Genomic DNA, 26,551 nt, shown 5'->3' with positions numbered 1-26,551 from the left:
CCCACCTCGACCACCAGCACGCCGACTACGAGCGCTACGACTACCCCGGCCGCTACAAGCAGGACGCCGCCGGCAAGCCCTTCACCGCCGCCCGCCTGCTCGGCCTGCGCAACGACGCGCGCCTCGCCGAGATCGAGGGCGACGACCCGCGCCTGCTCCCCGGCCTGGCCTTCGACCTCGTCGGCCATCCCCGCGAGGACCTCAACCACGGCTGGCGGACCGTCGCCCTGAAACACGAAGGCCGCCAGGCGATCAGCCAGGAAGAGGAAGCCGCCGGCGGCGAACAGGGCACCCACTACAGCTACAGCGGCGTGCTGGTCCCCGACCGGGTGGAGTGGAAGCCCACGCCCCTGCCCAAGCCGCGCATCGACGGTCCGCACATGGCCACGGTGGTGGGCCCCGCCGGGGAAGAGATCTTCTGCGACGAGCACGGCCGCATCAAAGTCCAGTTCCCCTGGGACCGCGAAGGGAAGCACGACGAGCACAGCTCCTGCTGGATCCGCGTGGCGCAGAACTGGGCCGGCGGCGCCTGGGGCCACCTGGCCATCCCGCGCATCGGCCACGAGGTGATCGTCGACTTCCTCGACGGCGACCCGGACCAGCCGATCGTCACCGGGCGCACCTACCACGTGGTCAACCGCCCGCCCTACGAACTGCCGCGCCACAAGACGCGGATGACCATCAAGAGCCAGACCCACAAGGGCGAGGGCTACAACGAACTGCGCTTCGAGGACGAGCACGGCCAGGAAGAAATCTTCGTCCACGCCCAGAAGGACCAGAACATCCGGGTCAACCACGACGAAAGCACCTTCGTCGGCCACGACCGCAGCGAGCGGGTGGAGAACGACGAGACCATCGCCATCGGCCACGACCGCCGGGAAACGGTGGGCAACGACGAGGAAGTGACCATCGCCCGCGACCGCCGCCACGCCATCGGCCAGGACGACAGCCTGAACGTCGAGCGCAACCGGCTGATCCGCATCGGCAAGGACCGCACTGAGGAAGTCGGCAACGACCGCTACGACAAGACCACCGCCAGCCACTTCATCGAGACCGGCGGGCACGTCGAGCACAGCGTGCAGGGCCATCACCAGCTCGAGGCCGGGTAGAGCATCGAGCGCAGAACGTCCCGTTATGACGTGCAGGCCGGCGCGCGCGTCGTCATCACCGGACCGGGCGGCACCATCACCCTCGACGGCAGCGGCGTGACCCTGGATGCCATCACGATCCACCTCAAAGGGCCGATCGTGCAGCAAGGGGGTGGTAGTGGCCGAGCCCTGTCCATAACCGGCAATCCCTTCGAAGGTGTCGAGAATCCACCTCCGTTCAGCGAGCGGTTCAGGATCAGCCATCAACGCACTGGCGAGCCGCTTTCACGGGTGTTCTATTGCGTGGAGACCGTGGAAGGCAGGCGTTATACCGGCCATACGGATGCCAATGGCATGACTGCGCGTATTCATACCGAACAGCCGGGTGAAGTGACATTGCGCTGGGGGCGGGATGCCGCCCTTTACCTGCGTCGGCAAGGCATAGACGAGTAGAGCCGCCATGGAAGAAACCAAGACAAGCACGACAACCGAGAACAACACGGTGACCGAGGTCACGGCCATCCAGGACTTCGACTATGTCACCGTGGTGGGCTGCTCCAACCCCACCCATTTCGACTCCTCGAACCTGTGGGATGTCGCCAGCAACCTCTACAACGGCCAGGATGGCGACAAGGCCATGTTCATCAACCAGGGCATCCGCCAGATCCGTCTCTATCCGCCAGCCGATGGCGAGTCATCGAGGCGGGTGTTCCTGATTTTTCCTGAACTCTATGAGAGGGCGTGGCTGGATCGGGTTCGGGAAATCGTCGAGAACGATTACAACGCCAACTACGCCGAATTGGACTCGATCAGCGAGCTGATCGACTTCGTCGCCCGACGTCGGCTGCGGAAACGCATGATCAAACAGATGGACTTCTTTTCCCATGGCATGGTGATGACTGTCGAGTTCGGCTACCGCACCGGCAAGGCGGATAGCTACCGGCTGCGTGACGCCCAGGCGCGGATGTTCGATCCCCGTGCCTTCGATGAGGACGCGGTGATCCACTCCTACGCCTGCCGGACTGGCCTCGGCCACGATATCGGCGATCAACTGGACCCAGGGGAGGATCCCCGTTATGCCGACAGCCTGGCGCAGATACTGGCCGACAGCGCCGATGCTTGGGTATGGGCCTATCCTCGCCGCACCTTGTACGACCAGACCTATGGAACCAAGGAGGATCTGCGGGTCGCTCAGGAGACGTTGAAGAAGATGACGGTTTATGAGGCGGAGAAACGTCGTTATGACGCCCAGATTGCCGATTACCGTCGACGTACTCTGGCGCAAGGACGAGGGCCGCTTAAGGAAATTCCCGGTGAATCGCCGCCGCAGCCACCGATTAGGCCATATACCGATGAGGAGGTGCGCCTAGCTCTGCATATGCGGTCACGTGACGTCAATAAGGAAGAGTTTGGTGTGCCGCTTGACGACTATGGGGCTGTTCGTGGGGTGCGTTCAGCAGAGTCACCCGCAGGGCTACCGATGGGGAAAATGCGTTTCACGCCACGAGTCTGGTCGCAGGGGTAACTGTTATGTGCACGCGTCGACGATTTCGCTATGGGATATTTCTATTAGGGCTGCTCGTAGCGGGTGTGTTTACTGGATGGTTGGTAAGGGATAGGGATATGAGCGAAAAAATCATGATGATCCCGGCGAGAGAGCAACCCGCTTTCGATGCGACGCGTTGGTTCACTAGCGGTATGTACAGACGTAAAGAGTCTCCTCTTGAGGGGTGGAAGTACAACCCTTACGGTATGACCCGGGTTTCTCCTCCTGCTTTTCCTAGCGAGCAACTACCGGAACTGCGAGATTGGATTGCCTTTGGCATCAAAAATGATTATGGAAAAATGACTCTCGAGGTTCCGGATGTTGCTGATGATCTGCTTCGAGATGAGCGCTTCGACCCACGCCCGCAAATTGTCTATGTGTTTAGTGGGTTTCAGGAGACGGATAAACCACGGGATAACTACATATTTTATGCCTTGATTGAAGGTAAGCGGTTTTTCGTACTTTTGGAGCGCGATGGCATTAGCGGTGAGATTATTTCTGCTCGCCGTGAGTCTCGCATGAGAGGGATGCGAAAAGAGGATATGGACGCATTATTCCAAGTCCTGGAAAAACGCCAGAAGCCAGGCCTGCGTGTCAGTTCGGGACAACCCTGCCCCTATCCGGGGGTATGGGAGTGTTTGGACTGCCCGCTTGCGCCGCAGACCTTTGCCCATGGCGTCACTCTGCCCCAGGTCGAAGGGCGTGTGGTGACCTGGCGGTTGGTCAAGGCGCTGTGATCTTTCTTCGTATGACTCACCAGGGCTCGATACAAGGGACTCGTTTAGCCTTCGGCAGGCTGATGGTTTCTCGCTGCCAGGGGCAAAGATGATGGGCGCGATACGACGCTTTCACTATGGGGTGGTTTTGTTGGCGCTGCTGATCGCGAGTTTGCTTGTCGGGTGGCAGGTGATCGATAAGGGGATAGGGGAAAAAATCATGATGATTCCGGCGAGAGAGCAACCTGCTTTCGACGCAACACGTTGGTTTGCCAGTGGTATGTATAGAAATAACGAATCACCTCTCGAGGGGTGGAAGTACAAACCTTATGGGATGACTCGAGTTTCTCCTCCGCCTTTTCCTGACGAGCAACTGCCGGATCTGCGAAGTTGGATCGCCTTTGGAGTTAAGAACGATTATGGGTAAATTGTTCTCAAGGTTACGGATGCTGCTGATCTACTTCGGGACGAGCAGTTCGATCCACGTCCGCAAATTATCTATGTATTTAGCGGATTTCAGGGGCCGGACAAGCCACGGGATAACTACATCTTCTATGTCTTGATCGAGGGCAAGCGCTTTTTTGTGCTTCTGGGGCGCGATGGTGTCAGTGGTGAGATCATTTCTGCCCGTCGTACTAGTGTCCTGGGGAAGCCGAAGGCAGAGGTCGATGCATTATTCCAAGTCTTGGAAAAACACCCAAAAGCAAATCCGGACATTGATTCGGAATTTGGGGTGGAAGCCCTCTGACTATTGAGACCCCATGGAGTAACCATCGTTTGCCTGCCACCACCAATCCAGTCCAAACAAGGAGAGTTGCACAATGCGTCCCGTCGTTCTCGTTGGTCATCGCCATTCCTGCCCGATACATGGCGAAGGCACGGTGGTCAGTGGCGCCGCCAGCGCCGATATCAATGGTCGTCCCATCGCCCGTGTCGGCGATAGCATCAGTTGCGGTGCGGTGATCGTCAGTGGTTCGCCCGGCATGATCATCGAGGGCCAGCCGGTGGCCCGGCAGGGCGATGCCACCAGCCACGGTGGAACCCTGCTGGAAGGCGATCCGGGCTGGCTGGTCGAGTGAGCGGCCGTCGGCCGCTCTCGTTCGATACCCGACAGGCTCAGCGGCGTGGCGCGCGCTCGCGCAGATACGCCAACACGGCTTCCTGCTCGCCCGCGAACTCGATGCGTTCGGCCTTGAGTTCGCGCTGGTAGGCGTACATGGGGTCGTAGTATTCGCGCAGCAGGCCTTCGATCCAGGCGCGGTGCAGGTCGATGGTGCCGCTGCGTTGCTGTTCGTCCAGCGCGTCCTGCATCAGCGTCCGCATGCGCTGGTAGCGTTCGCCGCCGAGGCGCTTGAGGATGTTGGACAGGCTTTGCAGCAGGCGTTCGGCGAACAGGGGGAAGCCCGCTTCCGCGCCGTGGACGGCGACGAATTCGGCGCACAGGTCGGTGACGTAGTCGCGCAGGATGCGTTCGACGCGGTCTTCGAAGCTGTCTTCCAGCCAGACCAGCGGGAAGCGCTGCATGCCCTGGTACAGTTCCAGCGGCACGGCGCAGCGGCCGATGGTGCGGCCCTCGTCTTCGAGGACGAAGCATGCGGCGCCCGCCGCGCGGCGCTTGAGCAGGTCGATGGCCAGGCGGTTCTCGAAGTCGATCTGCTCCGGCTGGCCGGTGGCGCGCTTGCCGAAGCTGGAGCCGCGATGGTTGGCGTGGGCTTCCAGGTCCAGGCCGGCGTCCAGTTCGGCGATCACTTCGGTCTTGCCGCAGCCGGTCAGCCCGCCGACCAGCACGAAGTCGCATTGCTCCACCGCCTGGCGGGTGGTTTCCAGCAGGAAGTTGCGCAGCGCCTTGTAGCCGCCGATCACCCGTGGGTAGTCGATGCCGGCCTCGCTCTTCAGCCACTGCTGGACGATCTGCGAGCGCAGGCCGCCCCGGAAGCAGTACAGGTAGCCGTTGGGATTGGCGCGGGCGAAGGCGGCCCAGGCTTCGATGCGTTCGGCCTTGGTCCGGCCCGAGACCAGTTGGTGGCCGAGTTCGATGGCCGCCTGCTGGCCGTGGTACTTGTAGCAGGTGCCGACCTTCTGGCGTTCCAGGTCGTTCATCAGCGGCAGGTTGAGCACGCCGGGGAAGGCGCCCTTGTGGAATTCCACCGGGGCGCGGACGTCCACCATCGGTGTGTCGGAGAGGAAGAGTTCGCGGTAGTCGGCGGTGTCGTTGCGCATCACCGCACCTCTACCGCGTGTTTCTGTCGCTCCACCAGTTGGCCGATGGGGGAGAGGTCGAGGCCCAGTCCGGCGGCCACGGCGAGGAATTCCGCTTCGCCTTCCGGGGCCACGGCGACCAGCAGGCCGCCGCTGGTCTGCGGGTCGCAGAGCAGCAGGCGGCGCTGCTCGTCGAGCGGCGCGATGCGCTCGCCGTAGCTGTCGAAGTTGCGCAGGGTGCCGCCGGGCACGCAGCCTTCGGCCAGGTAGTGCTCGACGCCCGCGAGGCGCGGCACGCTGGCGTAGTTCACCTGGGCGGTGACGCCGCTGCCGTCGGCCATTTCCACCAGGTGGCCGAGCAGGCCGAAGCCGGTCACGTCGGTCATGGCCTTCACGCCGTCCAGCTTGCCGAAGCGGCTGCCGGGCTTGTTCAGGGTGCACATCCAGTCGCGGGCGAGGCCGATGTCTTCGGCGCGCAGCTTGGATTTCTTCTCCGCCGTGGTGAGGATGCCGATGCCCAGCGGCTTGGTCAGGTACAGCCGGCAGCCGGCCGTGGCGCTGTCGTTGCGCTTGAGGTGGCGCTTGTCCACCACGCCGGTCACCGCCAGGCCGAAGATCGGCTCCGGGGCGTCGATGGAGTGTCCGCCGGCCAGCGGGATGCCGGCCTCGTCGCACACCGCGCGGCCGCCACGGATCACGTCGCGGGCCACTTCCGGCGACAGCAGGTTGACCGGCCAGCCGAGGATGGCAATGGCCATCAGCGGGTCGCCGCCCATGGCGTAGATGTCGCTGATGGCGTTGGTGGCGGCGATGCGGCCGAAGTCGAACGGGTCGTCGACGATGGGCATGAAGAAGTCGGTGGTGGAGACCACGCCGCGCTCGTCGTCCAGGGCGTAGACCGCCGCGTCGTCGCGCGAGGCGTTGCCGACCCAGAGGCGGGGGTCGAGGTTCTGCGCGCCGCTGCCGGCGAGGATCACCTCCAGCACCTTGGGGGAAATCTTGCAGCCGCAGCCGGCGCCGTGGCTGTACTGGGTGAGGCGGATCGGTTCGCTCATGGCAGGGACCTCGTAACGCTGATGGCGGCGGATTCTAGCAAACCACGGGTACACGGGATTACGCGAAAACCCGTGATGGCACTTATACTCCGCCTGCCTTTTCCGCCATTGAACCGGAGAATCCACATGCTCAAACGTACCCTGGCTCTTGCCGCTGGTCTCGCGTTGTCCGCTTCCGCCGTACTTGCTCAAGCCGCAGATGTGCTGAAGGTGTCCGCCATTCCCGACGAGGCGCCCACCGAGCTGCTCCGCAAGTTCAAACCGCTTGGTGCCTACCTGGAACAGCAACTGGGCATGAAGGTCGAGTTCACGCCTGTCGCCGACTACCCGGCGGTGGTCGAGGCACTGGCCACCGATCGCATCGACCTGGCCTGGCTGGGCGGCTTCACCTTCGTGCAGGTGCGCCTGAAGACCGGCAACGCCATTCCCCTGGTGCAGCGCGAACAGGACGAGAAGTTCACCAGCAAGTTCATCAGCGCCAACCCGGAGGTGAACAGCCTTCAGGACCTGAAGGGCAAGACCTTCGCCTTCGGCTCGATTTCCTCCACCTCCGGCAGCCTGATGCCGCGTTATTTCATGTTGCAGGACGGCATCAAGCCGGAAGAGTTCTTCAGCCGCGTGGCCTATTCCGGCGCCCACGACGCCACCGCCGCCTGGGTGCAGGCCGGCAAGGTGGACGGCGGCGTGCTCAACGCCTCGGTGTGGGACAAGCTGGTGGACAGCGGCAAGGTGGATACCGCCAAGGTCAAGGTGTTCGCCACCACGCCGCCTTACTACGACTACAACTGGACGGTGCGCGGCACCCTCGACCCGGCGCTGGCGGAGAAGATCAAGCTGGCCTTCCTGGCCCTCGATCCGACCAACCCCGCGCACAAGGAAATCCTCGACCTGCAGGCGGCCAGCCGCTTCATCGAGACCAAGCCGGAAAACTACCAGGGGATCGAAGAGGCTGCCCGGGCTGCCGGCCTGTTGAAATGACCCTGAGTTTGACTGGAGCAGGGCTGCGGCACGCCAATGGCACCACCGCCCTGCGTGATATCGACCTGCGCGTCGAGCGCGGCGAGCGGGTGGCGATCATCGGCCCGTCCGGCGCGGGCAAGTCGAGCCTGCTCAACCTGCTGGCCACCGCGTTGCGCCCCACGGCCGGCGCGGTGGAGGTATTGGGCCGTCAGCCCTGGCAGCTTTCCGCCCGGCAACGCCAGCGCCTGCGCGCGCGCATCGGCCTGATCCACCAGGCACCGCCGCTGCCGCCGCGCCAGCGGGTGGTCACCGCGGTGCTGGCCGGGAGGCTTGGCGACTGGGGCCTGGCGAGGAGCCTGGTCAACCTGCTGCATCCGCTGGACATTCCCGGCGCGCGGGCGGTGCTGGCCAAGCTGGACCTGGCCGACAAGCTCTTCGCCCAGTGCCAGCAGCTTTCCGGCGGCCAGTTGCAGCGCGTCGGCATCGCCCGCGTGCTGTACCAGGCGCCCGAGCTGTTGCTGGCCGACGAGCCGGTCTCGGCGATGGACCCGGTGCTCGCCGACCACACCCTGGCCATCCTGTGCCGCCACGCCGGCGAGCACGGCATCAGCCTGGTCGCCAGCCTGCACGCGGTGGACCTGGCGCTGGCGCACTTCCCGCGCATCATCGGCCTGCGCGACGGGCAGGTGGTCTTCGACCGACCGGCCGAGGAGGTTGGCCCGGAACTGCTCGACGCGCTCTACGTCAACGAGCAACTGGTGTCCCCGCCGATGGAGCCGACGGCGCCCCTGGTCGTCCAGATCCCGCGATGCTGAAGACCGACAGCCGAGACCCCGCCAGCCTGCCGCGCCTGCTGGTCACCCTGCTGGCCATTGCCCTGCTGTGGCCGGGCATCCACCTCAGCGAGCTGGACCTCGGCGTGCTGGTGCGCGGCGACAGCGCCAGCGAGATGGGCCGCTTCGTCGCCAGCTTCTGGCCGCTCGCCCACGATGACGATTTCCTCCGCTTGCTGCTCGACGCCACCTTGCAGACCCTGGCCATCGCCACCGCCGGCATGTTCCTGGCGCTGCTGATCGCGGTGCCGGCCGGGTTGCTGGCCAGCCGCGCGCTGTCGCTGTCCGCGCTGCCCCGTGGCGGTCGTCCGGCCTGGTGGGGGCGCCTGCTGCGCTGGCCGGTGCGTGGCCTGATGATCTTCCTGCGCAGCGTGCCGGAGATCGTCTGGGCGCTGCTGTTCGTGCGTGGCGTCGGCCTCGGCCCTACCGCCGGGGTGCTGGCCATCGCCATCACCTACAGCGGCATGCTCGGCAAGGTCTACGCGGAAATCTTCGAGTCGGTGGACCAGAAGCCGGCGCAGGCGCTGATGCTCGCCGGTGGCGGCCGCCTGGAGGCTTTCTTCTACGGCATCCTGCCCAACGCGGCGGCGGAGGTACTGTCCTACACCGTCTACCGCTGGGAATGCGCGATCCGCGCCTCGGTGGTGATGGGCTTCGTCGGCGCCGGCGGGCTCGGCCAGCAGATCGACCTGTCGCTGCGGATGTTCGCCGGCGGCGAGGTGGCGAGCATCCTGCTGACCTTCCTGCTCCTGGTGCTGCTCGCCGACCAGCTCAGCCGCCTGTTGCGAGCGAGGCTGACATGAAGCGCCTGGTCAACGCGATGCTGGTGCTGGCGGTCGGCGTGGCGGTGGTCGTTTCCTTCCGCTACCTCGGCCTCGACCTGATCACCCTGTTCGGCGAGGACAGCCTGGGCGCGATGGGCGGCTACGCGCTGCGTTTCCTCAGCCCCGACTTCAGCGCCGGCCACCTGCGCGCCATCGGCTACGGCGCGCTGGAAACCCTGGCCATGTCGGCGCTCGGCACTCTGCTGGCGGCGTTGCTCGGCCTGCTCCTCGCGCTGCCCGCCGCCGGCCGTTTCGGCGCCCTGGCGCAGAGCGCCACGCGCTTGCTGCTCAACGCCCTGCGGGCGATTCCCGAACTGGTCTGGGCGGCGCTGATGGTGCTGGCCGCCGGCCTGGGGCCCAATGCCGGCACCCTGGCCCTGGCCCTGCACACTGCCGGGGTACTCGGCCGGCTGTTTGCCGAAGCCCTGGAAAACACCCCGCCGGCTCCCGCCGAAGCCATCCGCTTGCAGGGCGGCGGGCAGGTCGCCGCGTTCTGCTACGGCACCTTGCCCAATCTCTGGCCGCAATTGCTGGCTTATACCCTGTACCGCTGGGAGAACAACATCCGCATGGCCAGCGTGCTCGGCTTCGTCGGCGCCGGTGGGCTCGGCCAGATGCTCTACGTCAGCCTCAGCCTGTTCCAGGAAGCCCAGGCCAGCACGGTGATCCTCGCCATGCTGGTGCTGGTGTTCGCGGTGGACGCGCTGAGCGGCTGGGCCCGGCAGCGCTGGGTTCGGGCCTGAACCGCGATGGGAAAACTCTGAAAGGCCCGCTAAGGCCAGCTATCACCGCACCTTCTTTGGTTGGAACGATTACTTTTCAGGCTTTCCCGGAGCGTATGAGAGGTGTCGCCCCATGGACTGGAGTCCGCTGGTTCCTGAGTTGGTAGTGAGCAACTACGAGTCATCGAAAAGATTCTATGTGGAGAACTTCGGCTTCAACCTGCTGTTCGAGCGGGAAGAAAACAGGTTTGGCTATTTCGATCTGAACGGTGCCCAGATAATGCTCATGGAGGATCCGGGCGCCGACTTCTACTCGGTCAATGGTCCGGGCCAGAACGGCAAGGGGCTGCACTTCCAGGTCGAGCTGGAGTCGATTTCCGGGCTGCTGGAACGGTTGAAGGCGGCAGCCGTTCCGATCCTCTCCGACGTGACCGACGAGTGGTACCGCGCCAACGACGTGGAGCACGGACAGAGGGAGTTCTTCGTCTCCGACCCGGACGGCTACCTGTATCGTTTCTTCGAATATATCGGCGAGCGAGCCGTTGAATGTCCGGTTCCCGTCAGCGCCTTGCAGGAGGACGAATGAAGATAGACAGGCTCGATCATCTGGTACTGACCGTCGAGGATGTCGAGAGGACGGTCGAGTTCTACTCCACGGTCCTCGGCATGCAGCCGGTGACCTTCGGGGCGGGGCGCCGGGCGCTGGCGTTCGGTCAACAGAAGATCAACCTCCACCCGGCCGATGCGCCGCTGGCGCCGCATGCCCGCCAACCGACGCCGGGTTCGGCCGACCTGTGCCTGATCACGACGATGCCCATGAACGACGTGCTGGCCCACCTGGCGCGTCTCGGCGTATCCGTCGAGGAAGGCCCGGTACCGCGCACCGGGGCGCTGGGGGATATCTCGTCGGTCTACTTCCGCGACCCGGACGGCAATCTCATCGAGGTTTCCAACTACCCGTAGGCCGCCTCATCCGCGCTCGCTGCTTTTGTAGGGTGCGCTGTGCGCACCGATGAGAGGCCGGCACGGCACCTTGCCCGATCGCAAGGCGTGTCCGCCGGAGGTTTCTACTTGGGAGCCCGGCCGGTGCGCGCGGCGCATCCTACGAGAGCTTTCGCGGTCTGGCCTCTTGCCGACGTGCTGCCTCTTCTGGCGTGTCTCTGCGTGTCTGTCGAAGAAAGCTCGGGGCGCTGGGGCGATTGGATTCCCACGTTCGCGGGAATGACGAGGCTGGGCAACCCTCTCGAATTCTCCCCCGTCATCCCCGCGTACGCGGGGACCCAGTAGACAACCCTACGAGAGGGGCCTCAGTCCGCCGGTAGGTTGTTGAAGATCTTTTCCAGCGTCTGGTTGAGCTTGGTGATCTGGGCTTCGGTGAGCCCTTTGAAGCTGTTGGCGAAGATGTGCGCGGTGGAGACCTGGATCTGTTCGACGGTGCGGCGGCCGGCTTCGGTGATGGAGACCTGGGTGACGCGGCCGTCGTTGCTGCAGGGGTTGGTCTCGACCAGGCCGTCGGCCTTCATGCGGTAGACGATCTTGGTGACGGTGGAGAGCTTGGCGATGGCGTGTTCGGAGATTTCCGAAATGCTCGATTGGCCGTTTTCCTTGAGAATGAACAGGATTCGCCAGCGCGGGATGTCCATGTCGATCTTCTTCAGCGCTTTCTCCATGGCCATGGAGTAGCGGCCATGCACGCGGGCCAGCCAGTAGAAGGGAAATTCTTCTTTCTTGAAGTCGTCGCTGGCGGGGCTGTAACGGCGGAGGCGTTTTTTCGGGGTGCTCATTCGTTGGCTATGCGCGGCTGCTTGCAGGAGTGGGGATGATTTATAGGGGGTTGGAGGCGGGCTGTCGACAGGCGGGGCGCATGGACTTGACGCAGATCAGTTAAAGCGGGCGCGCGGAGGGGTCGCGCGCCCGGCTGCCGCCCGATCAGCCTTTCAGGAAGCGCTGCGCCAGGTCGAGCTGGGAGTTGGCGAGCTGGTGCAGTTCCTGGCCGATCTGGGTGCTGCGCTGGGCCTGCCCGGCGCTCTGTTCGGCGAGGCCGGTGATCCGCGCGATCTGCTGGCTGATCTCCTCGGCCACCTGGCCCTGCTGCTCGATGGCGCTGGCCATCTGCAGGCTCATGCCGCTGATGTGACTGACCTCGCTGCTGATCCGCCGCAGCGCCTCGCGTACCTGCTCGACATCCGCGCTGGATTGCTGGGCCGCCAGTTCGCCGCGCCGAGCGGTGGCAAGCGCCTGGGCGCTGCCGGTGCGCAGGCGCTCGATGGATTGCTGGATCTGCCCGGTGGAGTCGCGGGTGCGCGAGGCGAGGGCGCGGACTTCGTCGGCGACCACCGCGAAACCCCGGCCGGATTCGCCGGCGCGGGCCGCCTCGATGGCCGCGTTGAGGGCCAGCAGGTTGGTCTGTTCGGCGATGCCCTGGATCACCTGGACGATGCTGCCGATGGCGTCGATGGATTCCGCCAACTGGCCCACGGCCTGGCCGATGTCTGCCACCGAATCGCACAGGCTCCGCATCGATTCCTGGCTCTGCCCGGCGAGCAGGTCGCCGTCCCCGGCGAGGCGGTCCACCGCCTGGGTGGCCTGTGCCGCTTCCTGGAGGTTGCGCGACAGTTCGTGGATGGTGGCGCTCATCTCGTGGATGGCCGCCGCCGACTGCTCGGTTTCCTCCAGTTGGCGTTCGAGCTGGGACGCTTCGCTGGCCACCAGGCCCGATGACTCCCCGGCCCGGCTGCGCAGTATTTCGCCGTTGATATGGATGCGCGCCATCACCGTGCGCAGGCGCAGTTGCAGGTTGCCCAGGGCCATGTCGAACAGCGCGTCGGCACCGGCATGTTCGCTGTAGGCGGGGGCGAGCAGCGGATCGGCGTAGACCTGCGGATGCCGCGCCAGGCTGCGCTGGATGCCCCGCCGACACAGGTGGCGGGCTTGCAGGACGGTGGCCAGCAACCCGGCCAGCACGCCCAGGCCCAGCCAGGTTTCGAGCTGCCCGCCCAGGGTGGCGCCGGCCAGCGGCGCGGCCAGAGCCACCGCCAGGCTGTGTTCGCGGCAGGCATTCCAGAGCCGGGCGCCCCAACGGCTGGCCGGCAGCCCCTTGCGCAGCCGGGCGTAGAGGGCTTCGGCGCGCAGGCAGCGGGTTCGCTCCATGGGGTGGTAGACGGTGCCCAGGGCGATCAGTTGGCCGTCGTCGAACAGCGGCACCACATAAAGGTCGCACCAGAAGGTGCCGCCTTCCTTGTGGCGCCCCATCAGCGGACCGCTCCAGGGCGTGCCGGTGCGCAGGGTCTGCCACATGCGCTCGATCACCCGGGGCGGCATGCCCGGATGGTTGATCCGCTCGAAGGGCTGGTCTTGCAGTTCCTCGCGGCTGTAGCCGCACATCTCCAGATAGGCGTCGTTGCAGACGAGCAGGTTGCCCTGCGGGTCCAGGCGCGAGATGGGCGGTTCCGCGAAGGCGGTCGTGGCGATGGGCGCGTTCATCGGTGACCTTCCTTACCAGCTCGGGCCGCGAGTGGCGTGCATCTTGCGCACCATGGCATCGAAGAACTTCACCGCGAAACCGCTCTCGCGGATCAGCATGGCGGTGAGGTCGGCGCACTTCTGGCTGATCTCCTCCGGTAGTGGGTTGTCCTCGCCGCCGAGGGCGCCGGCCGCGCACTGGATCTCCGCCGCGCGCTGCACCGTCCAGAGCAGGAAGAAGGCCTTGGCGATGCTGCTCTCGCCGACCGCGATGCCGTGGTTGCGCAGCACCAGGATGTGCTTGTCGCCCAGGCTGGCGATCATCCGCGCCTTCTCTTCGGCGAACAGGGTGATGCCTTCGAATTCGTGGTAGCCGATGCGGCCGTAGAGTTGCGCGCCGTAGAAGTCGTCGTGGCCGAAGCCGTGCTTCTTCTGCACCACGGCGGAGATCGGCGTGGTGTGGGTGTGGATCAGGCAGTGGATGTCGTCGCGGGCGCCGTGCACGGCGCTGTGCAGGGCGAAGCCGGCCGGGTTGGCGTCGTGGGGCGAGTCTTCCAGCTTGTTGCCGTCCAGGTCGACCTTGAGCAGGTTGGCCGGGGTGACTTCGCTGTAGTTGAGGCCGAAGGGGTTGACCAGGTAGTGGTGCGCCGGGCCGGGCAGGCGTGCGGAGATGTGGTTGAAGATGGTCTCGGTCCAGCCGAAGAAGTCCACCAGGTGGTAGCAGTGGGCGAGCTGCACGCGCAGTGCCCACTCCTCGTCGCTGCAATGCCGGGGCTGGCTGATGGCGATGGCGTTCATGTAGTGCTCCTCGTGGGGTGGGCCTGGCTGCCGCGAAAGCGCGCCAGGGCGATCAGGTTGCGGGTGACGGGCATCGGCAGGTCCAGGCGCCCGGCGAGTTCCAGCACGGCGTCGCCGATGGCGGCCAGTTCCAGCGGGTTGCCCTTTTCGTAGTCCTGCAGCATCGAGGTGCGCACCGCGCCCATGCCGGCGCCCTGTTCGAGGAAGCTGTGCGGGTCGATGCCTATCCGGGCGCCGTAGGCGGCGGCCACCAGCAGCGTTTCGCGCAGGGTGGCGCTGGCCAGTTCGCGCAGTTCCGCCTGGCCGTAGAGCTGTTCCAGGGTGGCGCCGGTGACCACCGACAGGGGATTGGAGCTGAGGTTGGCGATGATCTTGGTCCACAGCGGATCGCGGATGCGCTCGCTGGCGCGGGCCTCGATGCCGGCTGCTTCCACCAGCGCGCGCAGGCGTTCCAGGCGAGGGCTCATGCGGTTGTCCAGCTCGCCGAAGATCATCAGGTGCGGGTTCTGCGAGCGGGCCACGGCGGGGGCCGGGCAATGCGCGGTGATGAACACCACGCAGCCGAGCACGTGGCGCAGGTCCAGGGCGCGGATGAGCGCGCCGTCCGGGTCCACCGCGGCGATGCGCTGGCCGGCGAAGCGGCCCGGCTCACCGTGGAAGTACCACCAGGGCACGCCGTTGACCACCGGCACCACCATCGTCTCGGGGCCCAGCAGGGGCGTTATCCGTGGCAGCAGGCCGGCCAGGGCGGGCGCCTTGGTGCAGAGGAACACCAGGTCCTGCCGGCCGAGTTCGGCGGCGTCGTCGCTGGCCTCGACCCGGACGCGGTGATCGCCGTCCAGGTCGTTCAGGTGGATGCCGTTCTCGCGGATCGCCGCCAGGGTCGCGCCCCTGGCGAGCACCGTGACTTGCTGTCCGCTGGTGGCCAGGCGGGCGGCGAGCGTGCAGCCGATGGCACCCGCGCCGGCCACGCAGATGCGGGCGGGGGAAGTGTGCATGGGTCCTCCGATGACGTGGCCCAGTGGTTAGCTGGAGAGCATTTCCTGATGCTTGCTGGCCAGGCCCAGGTAGGCCTCGATCACCCGTGGGTCGTCGGCCAGTTGCCGGGCCGGGCCTTGCATGGCGATCTGCCCGGTCTCCAGCACGTAGGCGTAGTCGGCGACGCGCAGGGCGGCGCGGGCGTTCTGCTCCACCAGCAGGATCGACACCCCCTGCTGGCGCAGGGTGGTGATGATGCGGAAGATCTCGCGGGTGATCAGCGGTGCCAGGCCGAGGCTGGGTTCGTCGAGCATCAGCAGCTTGGGCTTGGCCATCAGCGCGCGGCCCACGGCGAGCATCTGCCGCTCGCCGCCGGAGAGGGTGGCGGCCAGTTGCTCGCGGCGCTCCCACAGGCGCGGGAATAGCTCGTAGACCTCCTTCAGCGTTTGCCCATGGCTGCGGTCGCCGCGCCGGTGGCGCTGGAAGGCGCCGAGCAGCAGGTTGTCGGCCACGCTCATGCTGCTGAACAGCTCGCGCTTTTCCGGCACCAGGCCGAGCCCGCGCGCGACCATCGTTTCCACTTCCGGCACGGCCTCGACGCTGCCGTCGAAATCGACCCGGCCGCGCGAGCCGAGCACACCCATGATGGCCGAGAGCAGGGTGGTCTTGCCCGCGCCATTGGGGCCGATCACCGTGACGATCTGCCCCTCGCCGACCCGCAGGCTGGCGTTGCACAGGGCCTCGACCTTGCCGTAGGCGACGCTGAGGTCGTCGACCGCCAGCACCGCGTTGGCCACCTGGTTCCCCACCTGGGGCAGGGTTTCCACCGGCATGTTCATCATTCCGTTCCTCCGAGATAGGCTTCGAGTACCGCCGGGTCTTTCTGCACCTGCTCCGGCAGGCCGTGGGCGATGCGCTGGCCGAATTCCATCACCACCACGCGATCCACCAGGCCCATGACGAAGTCCATGTCGTGCTCCACCAGCAGGATGGCCATGCCTTCGCTGCGCAGGCGGCTGAGCAGGACGCCGAGGGCTTCCTTCTCCTTGTGGCGCAGGCCGGCGGCCGGTTCGTCGAGCAGCAGCAGGCAGGGATCGGCGCACAGCGCGCGGGCGATTTCCAGGATGCGCTGCTGGCCGAGCGCCAGGCTGCCGGCCTCGGCGTACAGATGGTCGCCCAGGCCGACGCGCTCCAGTTGGCGCCTGGCCTCGGCCAGCAGTTCGGCTTCTTCCGCGCGGTCCAGGCGCAGGGCGGCGGACAGCACGCCCTTGCCGCCGCGCAGGTGGGCGCCGAGGGCGACGTTCTCCAGCACGGTCATTTCCGGCAGCAGCTTGACGTGCTGGAAGGTGCGGCTCATGCCCAGGCTGGCGATGCGGCGGGAGCTCTGGCCGTTGATGCGCTGGCCCATGAACAGGATGTCGCCGGAGGTCGGGGTGTCGACCCCGGAGAGCTGGTTGAACAGGGTGCTCTTGCCGGCGCCGTTGGGGCCGATCAGGGCGAGGATTTCGCCGGCGTGCACTTCCAGGCTCATGTCGTCGTTGGCCACCAGGCCGCCGAAGCGCCTGGTCACGTGGCGCGCTTCGAGGATGGTCTCGCCATGCGCCGGCAATTCGCGGCGCGGCAGCTCGGGCGTTGCGGCGGATGGGGCGGCCAGTTGCTTGCGCGGCTTCCAGCTTTCCGGCGCCAGCCGCCGCAGGATCGGCCACAGGCCGGCGGGGCTGCGCTGCATGAGCAGGATGATGATCAGGCCGAAGACGATCACTTCGTAGTTGCCGGTGCTGCCCAGCAGGTGCGGCAGCAGGTCCTGCAACCATTGCTTGAGCATGGTCAGGATGCCGGCGCCGAGCAGCGCGCCCCAGACGCTGGCGACGCCGCCGATCAGCGCCATGAACAGGTAGTCGATGCCCATGTGCAGGCCGAACGGCGTCGGGTTGACGAAGCGCTGGGTGTGTGCGTAGAGCCAGCCGGACAGGGCGGCGAACAGCGCGGAGACGAGGAACACCACCAGCTTGGCACGGAAGGTGTTCACGCCCATCGACTCGGCCATCACCTGGCCGCCCTTGAGCGCTCGGATCGCCCGGCCTTCGCGCGAGTCCAGCAGGTTCTGGGTGAGCAGCATGGCGAGCAGCAACACGGCCCAGATCAGGTAGTAGATCTTCTCGCCCTTATCCAGTTGCCAGCCGAGCAGCGAGATCGACGGCAGGCCGCCGACCCCGGTGTGGCCGCCGAGGGTGTCCAGGGTGCCGAACAGGTAGTAGAGCGACAGGCCCCAGGCGATGGTGCCCAGCGGCAGGTAGTGGCCGGACAGCTTGAGGGTCAGCGCGCCGAGCAGTAGCGCGACGGCGGCGGTCAGCGCCAGGCCCACCAGCAGCGTCAGCCAGGGCGAGACGCTGGCCCAGGCCAGCCAGCCGGGCAGGTCCTGCACCGTGGTCAGGTAGGCGCTGGTGTAGGCGCCGAGGCCGACGAACGCGGCCTGGCCGAAGCTGGTCATGCCGCCGACGCCGGTGAGCAGCACCAGGCCGAGCACCACCAGGGCGTAGAGGCCGATGTAGTTGAGCAGGGTGACATGGAACGGCGGCAGCAGCAGCGGCGCGACGGCGAGCACGCCGACCAGGGCGGCGATCAGGTAACGGGGTTTCATTCTTCTTCCTCCACGTGACGGCTGGTGAGCGAGCGCCAGAGCAGGAAGGGGATGATCAGGGTGAAGACGATGATCTCCTTGTAGGTGCTGGCCCAGAACATCGAGAAGGCTTCCACCAGGCCCACGCCGAGGGCGCCCAGCGCGGCCACCGGGTAGCTGACCAGCCCGCCGATGATGGCGCCGACGAAGCCCTTGAGGCTGATGACGAAGCCGGAGTCGAAGTACAGCGTGGTGATGGGCGCGATGAGGATGCCCGACAGGGTGCCGATCAGGCTGGCCAGGAAGAAGGTGCTCTTGCCGGCGAGGCTTGGCGAGATGCCCATCAGCCGGGCGCCCATGCGGTTCACCGCGGTGGCGCGCAGGGCCTTGCCGTAGAGGCTGCGTTCGAAGAACAGGAACAGGCCGACGATCAGCGCCAGGGACACGGCGATCACCCACAGGGTCTGGCTGTTGAAGGTCACCGGGCCCAGTTCGAGGCCCGCTTCGGAGAAGGGCGTGGTGCGCGCGCCCTCGGGGCCGAACAGCAGCAGGGCGATGCCGACCATCGCCACGTGCACGGCGATGGCGACGATCAGCAGCACCAGCGAGCTGGCCGAGGCGATGGGCTGGAACACCAGGCGGTAGATCTGTGGGCCCATCGGCACCACCAGCGCCAGGGTGAGCAGGGCCTGGACGGCCATGGGCAACTCGGCCAGCGGCAGTTGCGTGACCAGGGCGACCATCGCGAGCGCATAGCCCAGTTTCAGCGGTGTCCGCCTGGGGAAGCGGAAGGCGTGGCTGGCGCGCGCGGCGTCGAACAGGTCCAGCGCGCAGTCGATGAGGGTCAGGCCGAGCAGCAGCCAGACCATGGCCGTGGGCTGCCCGGCCTGCAGGCTGGCCATGGTCAGCGCGCCGTAGACGACGAACTCGCCCTGGGGCACCAGCAGGATGCGCGTGACGGTGAAGACCAGCAGGATGGACAGGGCCAGCAGCGCATAGATGGCGCCGTTGGTGATGCCGTCCTGGCCGAGCAGCATGGCGATCTGGAAATTCATGACGGGAACTCTTGTTGCGATGAAGGGGGCTTCGTTCTTGGCGTAGGGTGGATGACGCTTTTTTCATCCACCTTCGGCGTTTGGTCCGGACTCCGATCGGTGGACATGAAAAGCGATGTCCACCCTACGGGAGCCGGTGTGGGCTTCGTCCCTGGCGTAGGGTGGATGACGCTTTTTCATCCACATTCGGCGTTCGACCCGGACTCCGGTTGGTGGACATGAAGAGCGATGTCCACCCTACGGGAGCCGGTGTGGGCTTCGTGCCTGGCGTAGGGTGGATGACGCTTTTTTCATCCACCTTCGGCGTTTGGTCCGGACTCCGATCGGTGGACATGAAGAGCGATGTCCACCCTACGGAAGCCGGTGTGGCCTCGTGCCTGGCGTAGGGTGGATGACGCTTTTTTCATCCACCTTCGGCGTTCGACCCGGACTCCGATCGGTGGACATGAAAAGCGATGTTCACCCTACGAGGCGGTCAGTGGCTGCCGAGCAGGGTCCAGGCGCCGTTCCTGACCTGGATCAGCTCGCGGCCGCGCTCGTCGAAGCCGCTGTGGTCCTCGGGCGTCATGTTGTAGACCCCCTGGGTGGCGGCCACCTCGCTGCTCTGCTCGAGGGCGTCGCGCAGGGCGGCGCGGAACTCGGGCGTGCCCGGTTTGCCCCGCTGGGCGGCGATGGGGATGGCGCGTTGCAGGAGCAGGCCGGCGTCGTAGGTATTGGCGCCGAAGGTGGCGGGCTTGCTGCCGTTGAGTTGCTCGTAGGCGGCGATGTAGTCGCTGGCGATCCGCTTCGACGGGTGGTCGTCCGCCACTTCGTCCAGCACCAGCATCAGGCTGGCGGCGAGGATGGTGCCTTCCACCTTCCTGCCGCCGAGCTTGAGGAAGTCGGGCAGCGCGGCGCCGTGGGTCTGGTACATCTGGCCGCGATAGCCCTGGTCGAACAGGGTGGTCTGCGGCAGCACCGCGGCGCTGCCGGGAGCGGCCACCAGCACGGCATCCGGGCGGCTGGAGAGCACCTTCAGGCTCTGCCCGGTGACCGAGGTGTCCTGGCGCTGGAAGCGCTCGGTGGCGACCAGCTTGATGCCGTGTTCGGCGGCCAGCCCGGCGATCACCCTGGACCAGTTCTCGCCGTAGGGATCGGCGGTGCCGATGAAGCCCAGGGTCTTCACGCCGCTGGCCTGCATGTGCTCGACCAGCGCCTTGGCGATCAGGTCGTCGTTCTGGGTGGTCTTGAACACCCATTTCTTCTCTTCGGTCATCGGCAGCACCACGGCGGCGGTACCCACCGGCGCCAGCAGCGGCACGCCGGCCTCGGCGACGAACTGGATCACGCCCATGGCGTTGGGCGAACCGCTCGGGCCGATGATGGCGTCGACGTTCTCCTCGCTGATCAGCTTCTTCAGGGCCTTGACCGTGGCGGTCGGGTCGCTGCCGTCATCCAGGTTGATGTACTTCACCGACTGGTCGCCGGCCTGGGTGGGCAGCAGGGGTACCGAGTTCTTCTGGGGCAGGCCGACCAGGGCGATCGGGCCGGTGGAGGAGGTGATGACGCCGATTTTCACATCGGCCTGCGCGAGGGATGCGCAGGCGGCGCTCAACAGCAGGGTGGACATGGCTTTCTTGAAAAGCATGGCTTTCTCCGAGGAGTTGCAAGGCGAGTTAGGCAGGTGATCCGCAGGGCGTCCCGGCCTCGGGGACGCGTCAGGCTTTACCGCCTTCATTGTTGTTTTGTCGCAATGTCCGGTTCGCGAAACGCGACCTCAGCAGCGCTGACAGACCGCCGGGCTGTGTCCGGCAGGCATGGGACGAAATAGCAGGTTGCATGCCAGAAAATTTTCCACCCGCCTCCCGGCGGTGGTTCCCGGAGGCGTTCCGGCATCGCCGGAGCGGGTGCCGTCCCGTCGCTTCCGAGGGCTTTTTCGAGCGAGGGCGCAATACCCTTTCGGCCCCTTGGGAATCGGCCTTGCCGGGGCGTTCCAAAGGCCCCTGAAAGGCCATTTTTCTGCCTGAAAAATCAGGTTTTTTTGGGGTAAAAAATTAGCTTTTCAGGTGGTGTTTTTCGCCTCTGTAAAAAATTCTTTCGGACCTCTTCGGCAATCTGTCCAGCTCGCCTTGGAAACAGTTTTTGAACTGATAAGCATTTTCATATCAAATTTAACTATATGTTTTAAAAGTAATTTTTATTTTTATGTGCGTGAAATTGGTATTTTTTATGTGTTACCAAACTGCACGCGATTGGTGCGCCGAGGAGGCGGAATGCACCGAATCTACTCACGGAAAATTTGAGTGATAAATCAATTGACATTTCACGTAATTGTTCCGATTTTAGATTTAAGCGTGCAGCCACCCGGCCCGGCCTGGTGGCAACTCCAACAAGAACCTTGAAAAGGTGATGAACATGACGATGGTCGTCGAGGCATTGGCGCTGGGAAGCGAAGGCCGGTCGGTGATGGTGAAGGACACCATCGATATCGCCGGCTACCCGACCCGGGCTTGCAGCCGGGCGCTGGAAGACGCGCCACCCGCACCGCGTCATGCCGATGTGGTCCAGGCGCTGCTCGATGCCGGCTGCCGCATCAATGGCAAGACCAGCCTGCACGAACTGGCCTTCGGCACCACCGGCCTCAATGCCTGGGTCGGCACCGCCGAGAATCCGCGTTATCCGGGGCGCGTGCCGGGCGGCTCCTCCAGTGGTTCGGCCGCCGCCGTGGCCGCCGGGCTGGCGGACTTCTCGCTGGGCACCGATACCGGCGGCTCGGTGCGCGTGCCCGCCGCCTGCTGCGGGGTGTTCGGCCTGAAGCCGAGCTTCGGCCGGGTCAGCCGCCAGGGCGTGATGCCGGCGCAGAGCTCGCTCGATTGCGTCGGGCCCTTCGCCGCCGACATGGACATGCTGATCGAGGCGATGCGCGCCATCGACCCGACCTTCGGGGCGCTGCCCGCCGTGGCGGACATTCATATCGGCGTGGTGCCGGTGTCGGCCCATCCCGAGATCCAGGCGGCCGTGGACGCGGCGCTGCGGGCCTGCGGCTTCCCGCTGCAAACCCTGCCGCTGCCAGGCATGCAGGCGGCCTACGACGCCGGCCTGGCGGTGATCAACCGGGAAACCTGGAACGCCTGCGGCCACCTGCTGGAGAGCGGCCGGGTGGGCGCCGACGTCGCCGCCCGCCTGCTGGCTGCCCGCGATACCACGGATGCCGCCCTGGCCGCTGCCGAAGCCTGCCGCGCCGCCTTCACCGCCGAGGTGGATGCGGCCCTGGCGCGCTGCCCGATCCTCGCCCTGCCGACCATGCCGGACTATCCGCCGCTGGTCGCCGACGCCGCCGACACCCGCGCGGCCATCGGCATGACCGCCCTGGTGCGGCCTTTCAACCTTTCCGGCCACCCGGCATTGAGTCTCCCCTTCGAGGGGGCATCGAAGCTGCCGGTGGGCCTGCAACTGGTCGCCGCCAAGGGCGCGGACGAACTGCTCTGCGCAGTCGCCCGCGAGCTGGTGCGGCGTCTCGAACCCTGACAGTCCCGACAGTGGAGAGCCCCATGTCTGCGCTAAGCGAGCTGGACTACCAGCAACCCGCCCCGATTACCGCGCGCGAAGGATTCCAGGCGTTGCTCGCCGACATCCGCGAGCGTGCCCGCAACGAGGAATTCGACCGGCAGAAGTACATCTCCCAGGACGTGATCGAGCGCTTCAAGCAGCTCGGCGTCTATCGCGCCCTGGTGCCCACGCGCTTCGGTGGCGACCAGTGCTCGCCCATCGAGTTCTGCCAGATGATCGAGGAAATCTCCGCCGCCGACGGTTCCGCAGGCTGGGTGGCGAGCTTCGGCATGAGCCCGGTGTACCTCGCCGCGCTGCCGCTGGATACCCTCAAGCAACTGTATGCCGACTCGCCGGACGCCGTGTTCGCCGGCGGCATCTTCCCGCCGCAGCCGGCCGCCTTCGTCGAGGGCGGCCTGGAGGTCAGCGGCCGCTGGAAGTTCTCCAGCGGCTGCAAGGGCGCCACCCTGATCGGCGTCGGCATCAGCCCGAAGAACGGCGAGACCCTCGGCCTGCCGCGCCTGGCGGTGATGCCGCGCGAGAAGGTGAGCATCGAGGAGACCTGGGACGTGGTCGGCCTGATCGGCACCGGCAGCCACGACGTGGTGATCGACCGCGTGGTGGTGCCCGAGGAGTGGACCTTCGTGCGCGGCGGTCCGGCCAACCTGGACGAGCCGATGTTCCGCTACCCGTCGCTGTCCTTCGCCACCCAGGTGCTCTCGGTGGTCGGCCTGGGCGTCGCCCGCGCCGCGCTGGACGTACTCAGCGACATGGCCAGCGGACGCTTCTCCGTCACCGGCGCGCCGGCCCTGGCCGACCGTCCGCTGGCGCAGATGCAGATGGCCAAGGCCGAGGCCGAGCTGCGTGCCGCCCGCGCCTGGTTCTACGAATCCATGGCCAACGCCTGGGCCAGCGTGCTGGCCGGCGACCCGGTGTCGATGGAGCAGACCAACCTGCTGCGCCTGTCCTCGACCCACGCCACCCGTGTGTCCGCCGAAGTGGCGCGCAGCGCGCAGATGCTCTCGGGGATGACCGGCGTGTACCGCAGCAACCCGCTGTCGCGCTTCGTCAACGACACCCTGGTGATCACCCAGCACGCCTTCATGGGCGACATGACCTACCAGAACGCCGGGGCGATCTTCTTCGGCAACAAGCCGCTGCCCGGCTACCTGTGAATTTTCCACTAACCGATCGGTGATTGTGATGAGCGAGAAAAAAGCCTTGCGCGTGCTGTTCTGCATGGGCATCAACCAGAACTTCTTCGACGCCCCGCGCGAAGAGCAACTGCAGGTCTGGGCCGCCTTCAGCGAGATGTGGAACGGCATCCACGACCTGCCCGGCGTCAAGGTGTTCGGCAACATGGACGACGACCAGAGCATGGTCGGACCAAGCACCGGCTATCCCTGGACCACCTACCTGCTGGCCGACGTGCCGGACATCGAGACGGTCCACGCTGCCTGCAACCTGTTCCGCAGCACGCCGGTCGGCGATGGCACCTACAAGTTGTGGCGCTACGCCAAGGTCGAGGCCCGCACCGGCCGCGAACTGATCATCCAGCGCGCGTGACCGCCATGTCGACCGAACGACTCGAACAGCGCCTGCGCCAGCTCGAAAGCGAGCAGGCCGTGCGCGCCTGCATGAACCGCTACATGGCGCTGTGCGACGCCCTCGACGCGAGCACGCCGCTGGCCGAACTGGCCGGGCTGTTCACCGAGGATGCCGTCTGGGAAGGCAAGGGCGCCAGGTACCGGGAAGCGTTCGGCGGCTACCGGGGGCGCGAGGCGATCGCGGCGATGTTCGCCGGCTACATGACCGAGCCCGCGCACTTCGCTCTCAACGTGCACTTCCTCTGCTCCGAGCTGATCCGCGTGGACGGCGACAGCGCGCAGGGCAGTTGGGTGATGTTGCAGACCTCGACCTTCGCCTCCGGCGCCTCGCACCTCAACGCGGCGCGCCTGAGCGTGCGCTTCCGCGAAGAAGAAGGCACCTGGCGCATGGCGCATTTCCAGACCGAGAACCTGTTCAGCCGCCCGGTGGATGCCTGGAACAGCGCCGCGCACCTGCCGGTGCCGGGCAACGATGACTGACGTGTAGGTGCGAGTTCGCTCGCGAAAGGGTGGCGACCCGGGTCCGCGAGCAAGCTCGCGTCTACGGAAGCCGCCAAAGAGATTTCTGTGAGTCGGCGCGCTACGCCGACGAGGAGTGACCGTGACCAACCTGATCGAAACCGTAACCCTGGCAAGCTCGCCTGCCGACCTGGTGCAGCACGACCGCGTGCACACCTCGCTGTACACCGACGCGAACATCTTCGACGCGGAGCTGGAGAAGATCTTCTACAGCACCTGGGTGTGGGTCGCCCACGCCAGCGAGATTCCCGAGGCGGGCAGCTACAAGAGCACCTACATCGGCAAGCAGCCGGTGATCGTGGTGCGTGACCGCAAGAAGCAGGTGCACGTGCTGCTCAACCGCTGCCGCCACCGTGGCGCCACCGTCTGCGAGCACAAGAAGGGCAAGACCAACAGCTTCGTCTGCCCGTACCACGGCTGGAGCTACGCCCTCGACGGCAGCCTGCGCGGCGTGCCGCACCCGGAGAGCTACGGCGAGTGCCTGGACAAGGGCGAGTTCCCGCTGGTGAGCCTGCGCGTCGAGGAATACAACGGCATGCTGTTCGCCACCTTCAAGGACGACATCGAGCCGCTGGTGGACTTCCTCGGCCCGGCCAGGAAATGGATCGACCTGTTCATGAAACAAGGCGCCGGCTATGGCGTGAAGGTTTCCGGCGAGCACCGCTTCCGCTTCCCCGGCAACTGGAAGATCCAGTTGGAGAACACCACCGACGCCTACCACTTCCCGCTGGTGCACAAGTCGTTCCTGTCCTCGGTGGACGAGCAGACCCTGGAACTCTTCGACTTCGTCGAAGGCCCCGGCTACGTCGAGGACCTCGGCAACGGCCACAGCGTGATGGTGATGATCCCCGAGCTGGTCGACCTGGAAGCCGACCTGGACAAGCCGATCCCCGAGCGCTTCGAGGAACTGGCCGGGCAGTTGCGCGCCGAGGGCCATGAAGAGCAGCAGGTGCGCCGCATCGTCCGCGCCGTGGGCGGCTCCGGCTTCAACCTCAACCTGTTCCCCAACGTCGCCTGCTCCATGGCGTTCTTCCGCGTGCTGCAACCGATCTCGGTGAACGAGACCGAGATCCACCACGCGGTGATCACCATGGACGGCGGCCCGGCCGTGGCCAACCGCTACCGCCTGCGCCTGCACGAGCACTTCCAGGGCCCGATGGGCTTCGGCACCCCGGACGATTCCGAGGCCTGGGAGCGCGTGCAGAAGGGCGCCCAGGCCGGTAGCGACCTGTGGATCATGCTCAACCGCGGCCTGCCCGGCGAGAAGCCGAGCGAGGACGGGCTGGTCAGCGACGTGAGTGCCGAGACCGGCATGCGCGCCGCCTACCAGCAGTGGAAAAAGATGATGTCGGCCTAACCCAGAGGCACGTACCTGTAGGAGAGGCATCCGTCGACTCAGCCCCTGCTCCCGCAAGTGGGAGAAGAGAGATGGCGTCGCCACGCAACGCACTATTTGAGAGAACGAACATGAACCTTGAATTGCTCAACCACGTCAGCGCCTTCATCTGGCAGGAAGCGGACATGCTCGACCACGGCGAGTTCGACGCCTGGCTCGACCTGTGGAGCGAAAAGGGGACCTACATCATCCCCATCGACCCCAACGAGACCGACTTCGAGAACAGCCTGAACTACGCCTACGACGACCACCACATGCGCACCCTGCGGGTGAAGCGGCTGACCAGCGGCGAGTCCATCTCCACCACGCCGCGCGCCCGCACCGTGCGCGCCCTGTCGCGCTTTCGCGTACTCGGCGAGGCGGACGGCGTGGTCACCGTGCGCTGCGCGCAGAACCTGCGCGAGTTCCGCAAGGACATGCTCAAGCACTACACCGCCGACATCACCTTCGAGCTCAAGCGCGAAGGCGAAGGCTTCAGGATCCAGCGCAAGCTGATCCAACTCATCAACTCCACCGATACCCTGGCCGGTATCGGCTACATCCTCTGAGGACCTGTCCATGAGCTGCTGCGCGTCGGCGATACGGCGTCATCAACGGCTTCGAGATGCTCATTTACAGCACGTAAATTCCGCTCTCTCAGCCGTT

26 protein-coding genes and 1 pseudogene are annotated in these 26,551 nt (G+C 65.8%); 17 read left to right on the top strand and 10 right to left on the bottom strand.

What is annotated here, in order from left to right; genetic code table 11:
- From PSEWESI4_RS02605 to PSEWESI4_RS02585, 5 genes and pseudogenes are all read left to right on the top strand, one after another.
- Window positions 1-1,307 (top strand): annotated as a pseudogene (locus tag PSEWESI4_RS02605) (type VI secretion system Vgr family protein); the annotation flags it as partial.
- 241 nt (window positions 1,308-1,548) lie between these two features.
- Window positions 1,549-2,613: a hypothetical protein gene (locus PSEWESI4_RS02600; protein ID WP_187669616.1), complete on the top strand. Its 1,065-nt coding sequence runs from the start codon at window positions 1,549-1,551 to the stop codon at window positions 2,611-2,613.
- A gap of 98 nt (window positions 2,614-2,711) precedes the next feature.
- Entirely contained in the window at window positions 2,712-3,371 is a 660-nt protein-coding gene (locus tag PSEWESI4_RS02595; protein WP_187669615.1) for a hypothetical protein, read from the top strand.
- Between the two features lie 130 nt (window positions 3,372-3,501).
- Window positions 3,502-3,777 (top strand): hypothetical protein, encoded by a 276-nt coding sequence (locus PSEWESI4_RS02590; RefSeq protein WP_187669614.1) that lies wholly within the window; start codon window positions 3,502-3,504, stop codon window positions 3,775-3,777.
- Between the two features lie 394 nt (window positions 3,778-4,171).
- On the top strand, window positions 4,172-4,429 hold the full coding sequence (locus PSEWESI4_RS02585; RefSeq protein ID WP_187669613.1) for a PAAR domain-containing protein: 258 nt from the start codon (window positions 4,172-4,174) through the stop codon (window positions 4,427-4,429).
- A 37-nt stretch (window positions 4,430-4,466) separates the two neighbouring features.
- Here the strand turns inward: PSEWESI4_RS02585 and mnmH are convergent, their stop codons facing one another.
- On the bottom strand, window positions 4,467-5,570 hold the full coding sequence (mnmH, locus tag PSEWESI4_RS02580; RefSeq protein WP_187669612.1) for a tRNA 2-selenouridine(34) synthase MnmH: 1,104 nt from the start codon (window positions 5,568-5,570) through the stop codon (window positions 4,467-4,469).
- The gene (gene selD, locus PSEWESI4_RS02575; protein ID WP_187669611.1) at window positions 5,570-6,604 is read right to left on the bottom strand and encodes a selenide, water dikinase SelD; all 1,035 of its coding nucleotides are present in this window, start codon (window positions 6,602-6,604) and stop codon (window positions 5,570-5,572) included. Before selD ends, mnmH begins: the two co-directional genes overlap by 1 nt.
- A 126-nt stretch (window positions 6,605-6,730) precedes the next feature.
- Here selD and PSEWESI4_RS02570 point away from each other — a divergent pair, with 126 nt between their 5' ends.
- The 6 genes from PSEWESI4_RS02570 (at window position 6,731) to PSEWESI4_RS02545 (ending at window position 10,906) form a co-directional block, all read left to right on the top strand.
- Window positions 6,731-7,582, top strand: a complete 852-nt coding sequence (locus PSEWESI4_RS02570; RefSeq protein ID WP_187669610.1) for a putative selenate ABC transporter substrate-binding protein — start codon at window positions 6,731-6,733, stop codon at window positions 7,580-7,582.
- A complete protein-coding gene (locus PSEWESI4_RS02565) occupies window positions 7,579-8,379 on the top strand; it encodes a phosphonate ABC transporter ATP-binding protein (RefSeq protein ID WP_187669609.1) in 801 nt (266 codons plus the stop codon). The genes PSEWESI4_RS02570 and PSEWESI4_RS02565 overlap by 4 nt, the downstream gene beginning before the upstream one ends.
- Window positions 8,373-9,200 carry a PhnE/PtxC family ABC transporter permease gene (locus PSEWESI4_RS02560; protein ID WP_187669608.1) on the top strand — a complete coding sequence of 276 codons (828 nt, stop codon included), beginning with the start codon at window positions 8,373-8,375 and terminating at the stop codon, window positions 9,198-9,200. Before PSEWESI4_RS02565 ends, PSEWESI4_RS02560 begins: the two co-directional genes overlap by 7 nt.
- On the top strand, window positions 9,197-9,964 hold the full coding sequence (gene phnE, locus PSEWESI4_RS02555; protein WP_187669607.1) for a phosphonate ABC transporter, permease protein PhnE: 768 nt from the start codon (window positions 9,197-9,199) through the stop codon (window positions 9,962-9,964). The genes PSEWESI4_RS02560 and phnE overlap by 4 nt, the downstream gene beginning before the upstream one ends.
- 112 nt (window positions 9,965-10,076) lie before the next feature.
- A complete protein-coding gene (locus PSEWESI4_RS02550; RefSeq protein ID WP_187669606.1) occupies window positions 10,077-10,529 on the top strand; it encodes a VOC family protein in 453 nt (150 codons plus the stop codon).
- Entirely contained in the window at window positions 10,526-10,906 is a 381-nt protein-coding gene (locus PSEWESI4_RS02545; RefSeq protein ID WP_187669605.1) for a VOC family protein, read from the top strand. The genes PSEWESI4_RS02550 and PSEWESI4_RS02545 overlap by 4 nt, the downstream gene beginning before the upstream one ends.
- Before the next feature lie 344 nt (window positions 10,907-11,250).
- Here PSEWESI4_RS02545 and PSEWESI4_RS02540 read toward each other — a convergent pair whose 3' ends face one another.
- The 8 genes from PSEWESI4_RS02540 to PSEWESI4_RS02505 all read right to left on the bottom strand — a co-directional run bounded on the left by PSEWESI4_RS02540 (window position 11,251) and on the right by PSEWESI4_RS02505 (window position 20,483).
- The gene (locus PSEWESI4_RS02540; RefSeq protein ID WP_187669604.1) at window positions 11,251-11,727 is read right to left on the bottom strand and encodes a MarR family winged helix-turn-helix transcriptional regulator; all 477 of its coding nucleotides are present in this window, start codon (window positions 11,725-11,727) and stop codon (window positions 11,251-11,253) included.
- A gap of 145 nt (window positions 11,728-11,872) precedes the next feature.
- On the bottom strand, window positions 11,873-13,426 hold the full coding sequence (locus PSEWESI4_RS02535; protein WP_187669603.1) for a methyl-accepting chemotaxis protein: 1,554 nt from the start codon (window positions 13,424-13,426) through the stop codon (window positions 11,873-11,875).
- A 12-nt stretch (window positions 13,427-13,438) separates the two neighbouring features.
- Window positions 13,439-14,203, bottom strand: coding sequence for a class II aldolase/adducin family protein (locus PSEWESI4_RS02530; protein ID WP_187669602.1), 765 nt, complete (start codon window positions 14,201-14,203; stop codon window positions 13,439-13,441).
- Window positions 14,200-15,201: a ketopantoate reductase family protein gene (locus PSEWESI4_RS02525; RefSeq protein ID WP_187669601.1), complete on the bottom strand. Its 1,002-nt coding sequence runs from the start codon at window positions 15,199-15,201 to the stop codon at window positions 14,200-14,202. Before PSEWESI4_RS02525 ends, PSEWESI4_RS02530 begins: the two co-directional genes overlap by 4 nt.
- A 27-nt stretch (window positions 15,202-15,228) precedes the next feature.
- Entirely contained in the window at window positions 15,229-16,020 is a 792-nt protein-coding gene (locus PSEWESI4_RS02520; protein ID WP_187669600.1) for an ABC transporter ATP-binding protein, read from the bottom strand.
- The gene (locus tag PSEWESI4_RS02515) at window positions 16,020-17,822 is read right to left on the bottom strand and encodes a branched-chain amino acid ABC transporter ATP-binding protein/permease (RefSeq protein ID WP_187669599.1); all 1,803 of its coding nucleotides are present in this window, start codon (window positions 17,820-17,822) and stop codon (window positions 16,020-16,022) included. Before PSEWESI4_RS02515 ends, PSEWESI4_RS02520 begins: the two co-directional genes overlap by 1 nt.
- Entirely contained in the window at window positions 17,819-18,856 is a 1,038-nt protein-coding gene (locus tag PSEWESI4_RS02510) for a branched-chain amino acid ABC transporter permease (protein ID WP_187669598.1), read from the bottom strand. Before PSEWESI4_RS02510 ends, PSEWESI4_RS02515 begins: the two co-directional genes overlap by 4 nt.
- A gap of 475 nt (window positions 18,857-19,331) precedes the next feature.
- Window positions 19,332-20,483, bottom strand: a complete 1,152-nt coding sequence (locus PSEWESI4_RS02505) for an ABC transporter substrate-binding protein (protein WP_187669597.1) — start codon at window positions 20,481-20,483, stop codon at window positions 19,332-19,334.
- A gap of 767 nt (window positions 20,484-21,250) precedes the next feature.
- On the opposite strand from PSEWESI4_RS02505, the gene PSEWESI4_RS02500 reads away from it, so the two are divergent.
- The 6 genes from PSEWESI4_RS02500 (at window position 21,251) to PSEWESI4_RS02475 (ending at window position 26,454) form a co-directional block, all read left to right on the top strand.
- Window positions 21,251-22,363, top strand: a complete 1,113-nt coding sequence (locus PSEWESI4_RS02500; protein ID WP_187669596.1) for an amidase — start codon at window positions 21,251-21,253, stop codon at window positions 22,361-22,363.
- Between the two features lie 23 nt (window positions 22,364-22,386).
- Window positions 22,387-23,559 (top strand): acyl-CoA dehydrogenase family protein, encoded by a 1,173-nt coding sequence (locus PSEWESI4_RS02495; RefSeq protein ID WP_187669595.1) that lies wholly within the window; start codon window positions 22,387-22,389, stop codon window positions 23,557-23,559.
- Between the two features lie 28 nt (window positions 23,560-23,587).
- Window positions 23,588-23,950: an IacB protein gene (locus PSEWESI4_RS02490; RefSeq protein WP_187669594.1), complete on the top strand. Its 363-nt coding sequence runs from the start codon at window positions 23,588-23,590 to the stop codon at window positions 23,948-23,950.
- Window positions 23,951-23,955: 5 nt separating this feature from the next.
- Window positions 23,956-24,471 carry a nuclear transport factor 2 family protein gene (locus PSEWESI4_RS02485; RefSeq protein ID WP_187669593.1) on the top strand — a complete coding sequence of 172 codons (516 nt, stop codon included), beginning with the start codon at window positions 23,956-23,958 and terminating at the stop codon, window positions 24,469-24,471.
- A gap of 121 nt (window positions 24,472-24,592) precedes the next feature.
- Window positions 24,593-25,867: an aromatic ring-hydroxylating oxygenase subunit alpha gene (locus tag PSEWESI4_RS02480; RefSeq protein WP_187669592.1), complete on the top strand. Its 1,275-nt coding sequence runs from the start codon at window positions 24,593-24,595 to the stop codon at window positions 25,865-25,867.
- Window positions 25,868-25,977: 110 nt separating this feature from the next.
- Window positions 25,978-26,454, top strand: a complete 477-nt coding sequence (locus PSEWESI4_RS02475; RefSeq protein ID WP_187669591.1) for an aromatic-ring-hydroxylating dioxygenase subunit beta — start codon at window positions 25,978-25,980, stop codon at window positions 26,452-26,454.
- Window positions 26,455-26,551: the final 97 nt, after the last annotated feature.

The organism is Zestomonas carbonaria (assembly GCF_904061905.1).
GTDB lineage: Bacteria > Pseudomonadota > Gammaproteobacteria > Pseudomonadales > Pseudomonadaceae > Aquipseudomonas > Aquipseudomonas carbonaria.
Note: the sequence above shows the minus strand (reverse complement) of the source record. Positions and strands in the feature narration are given on the sequence as shown.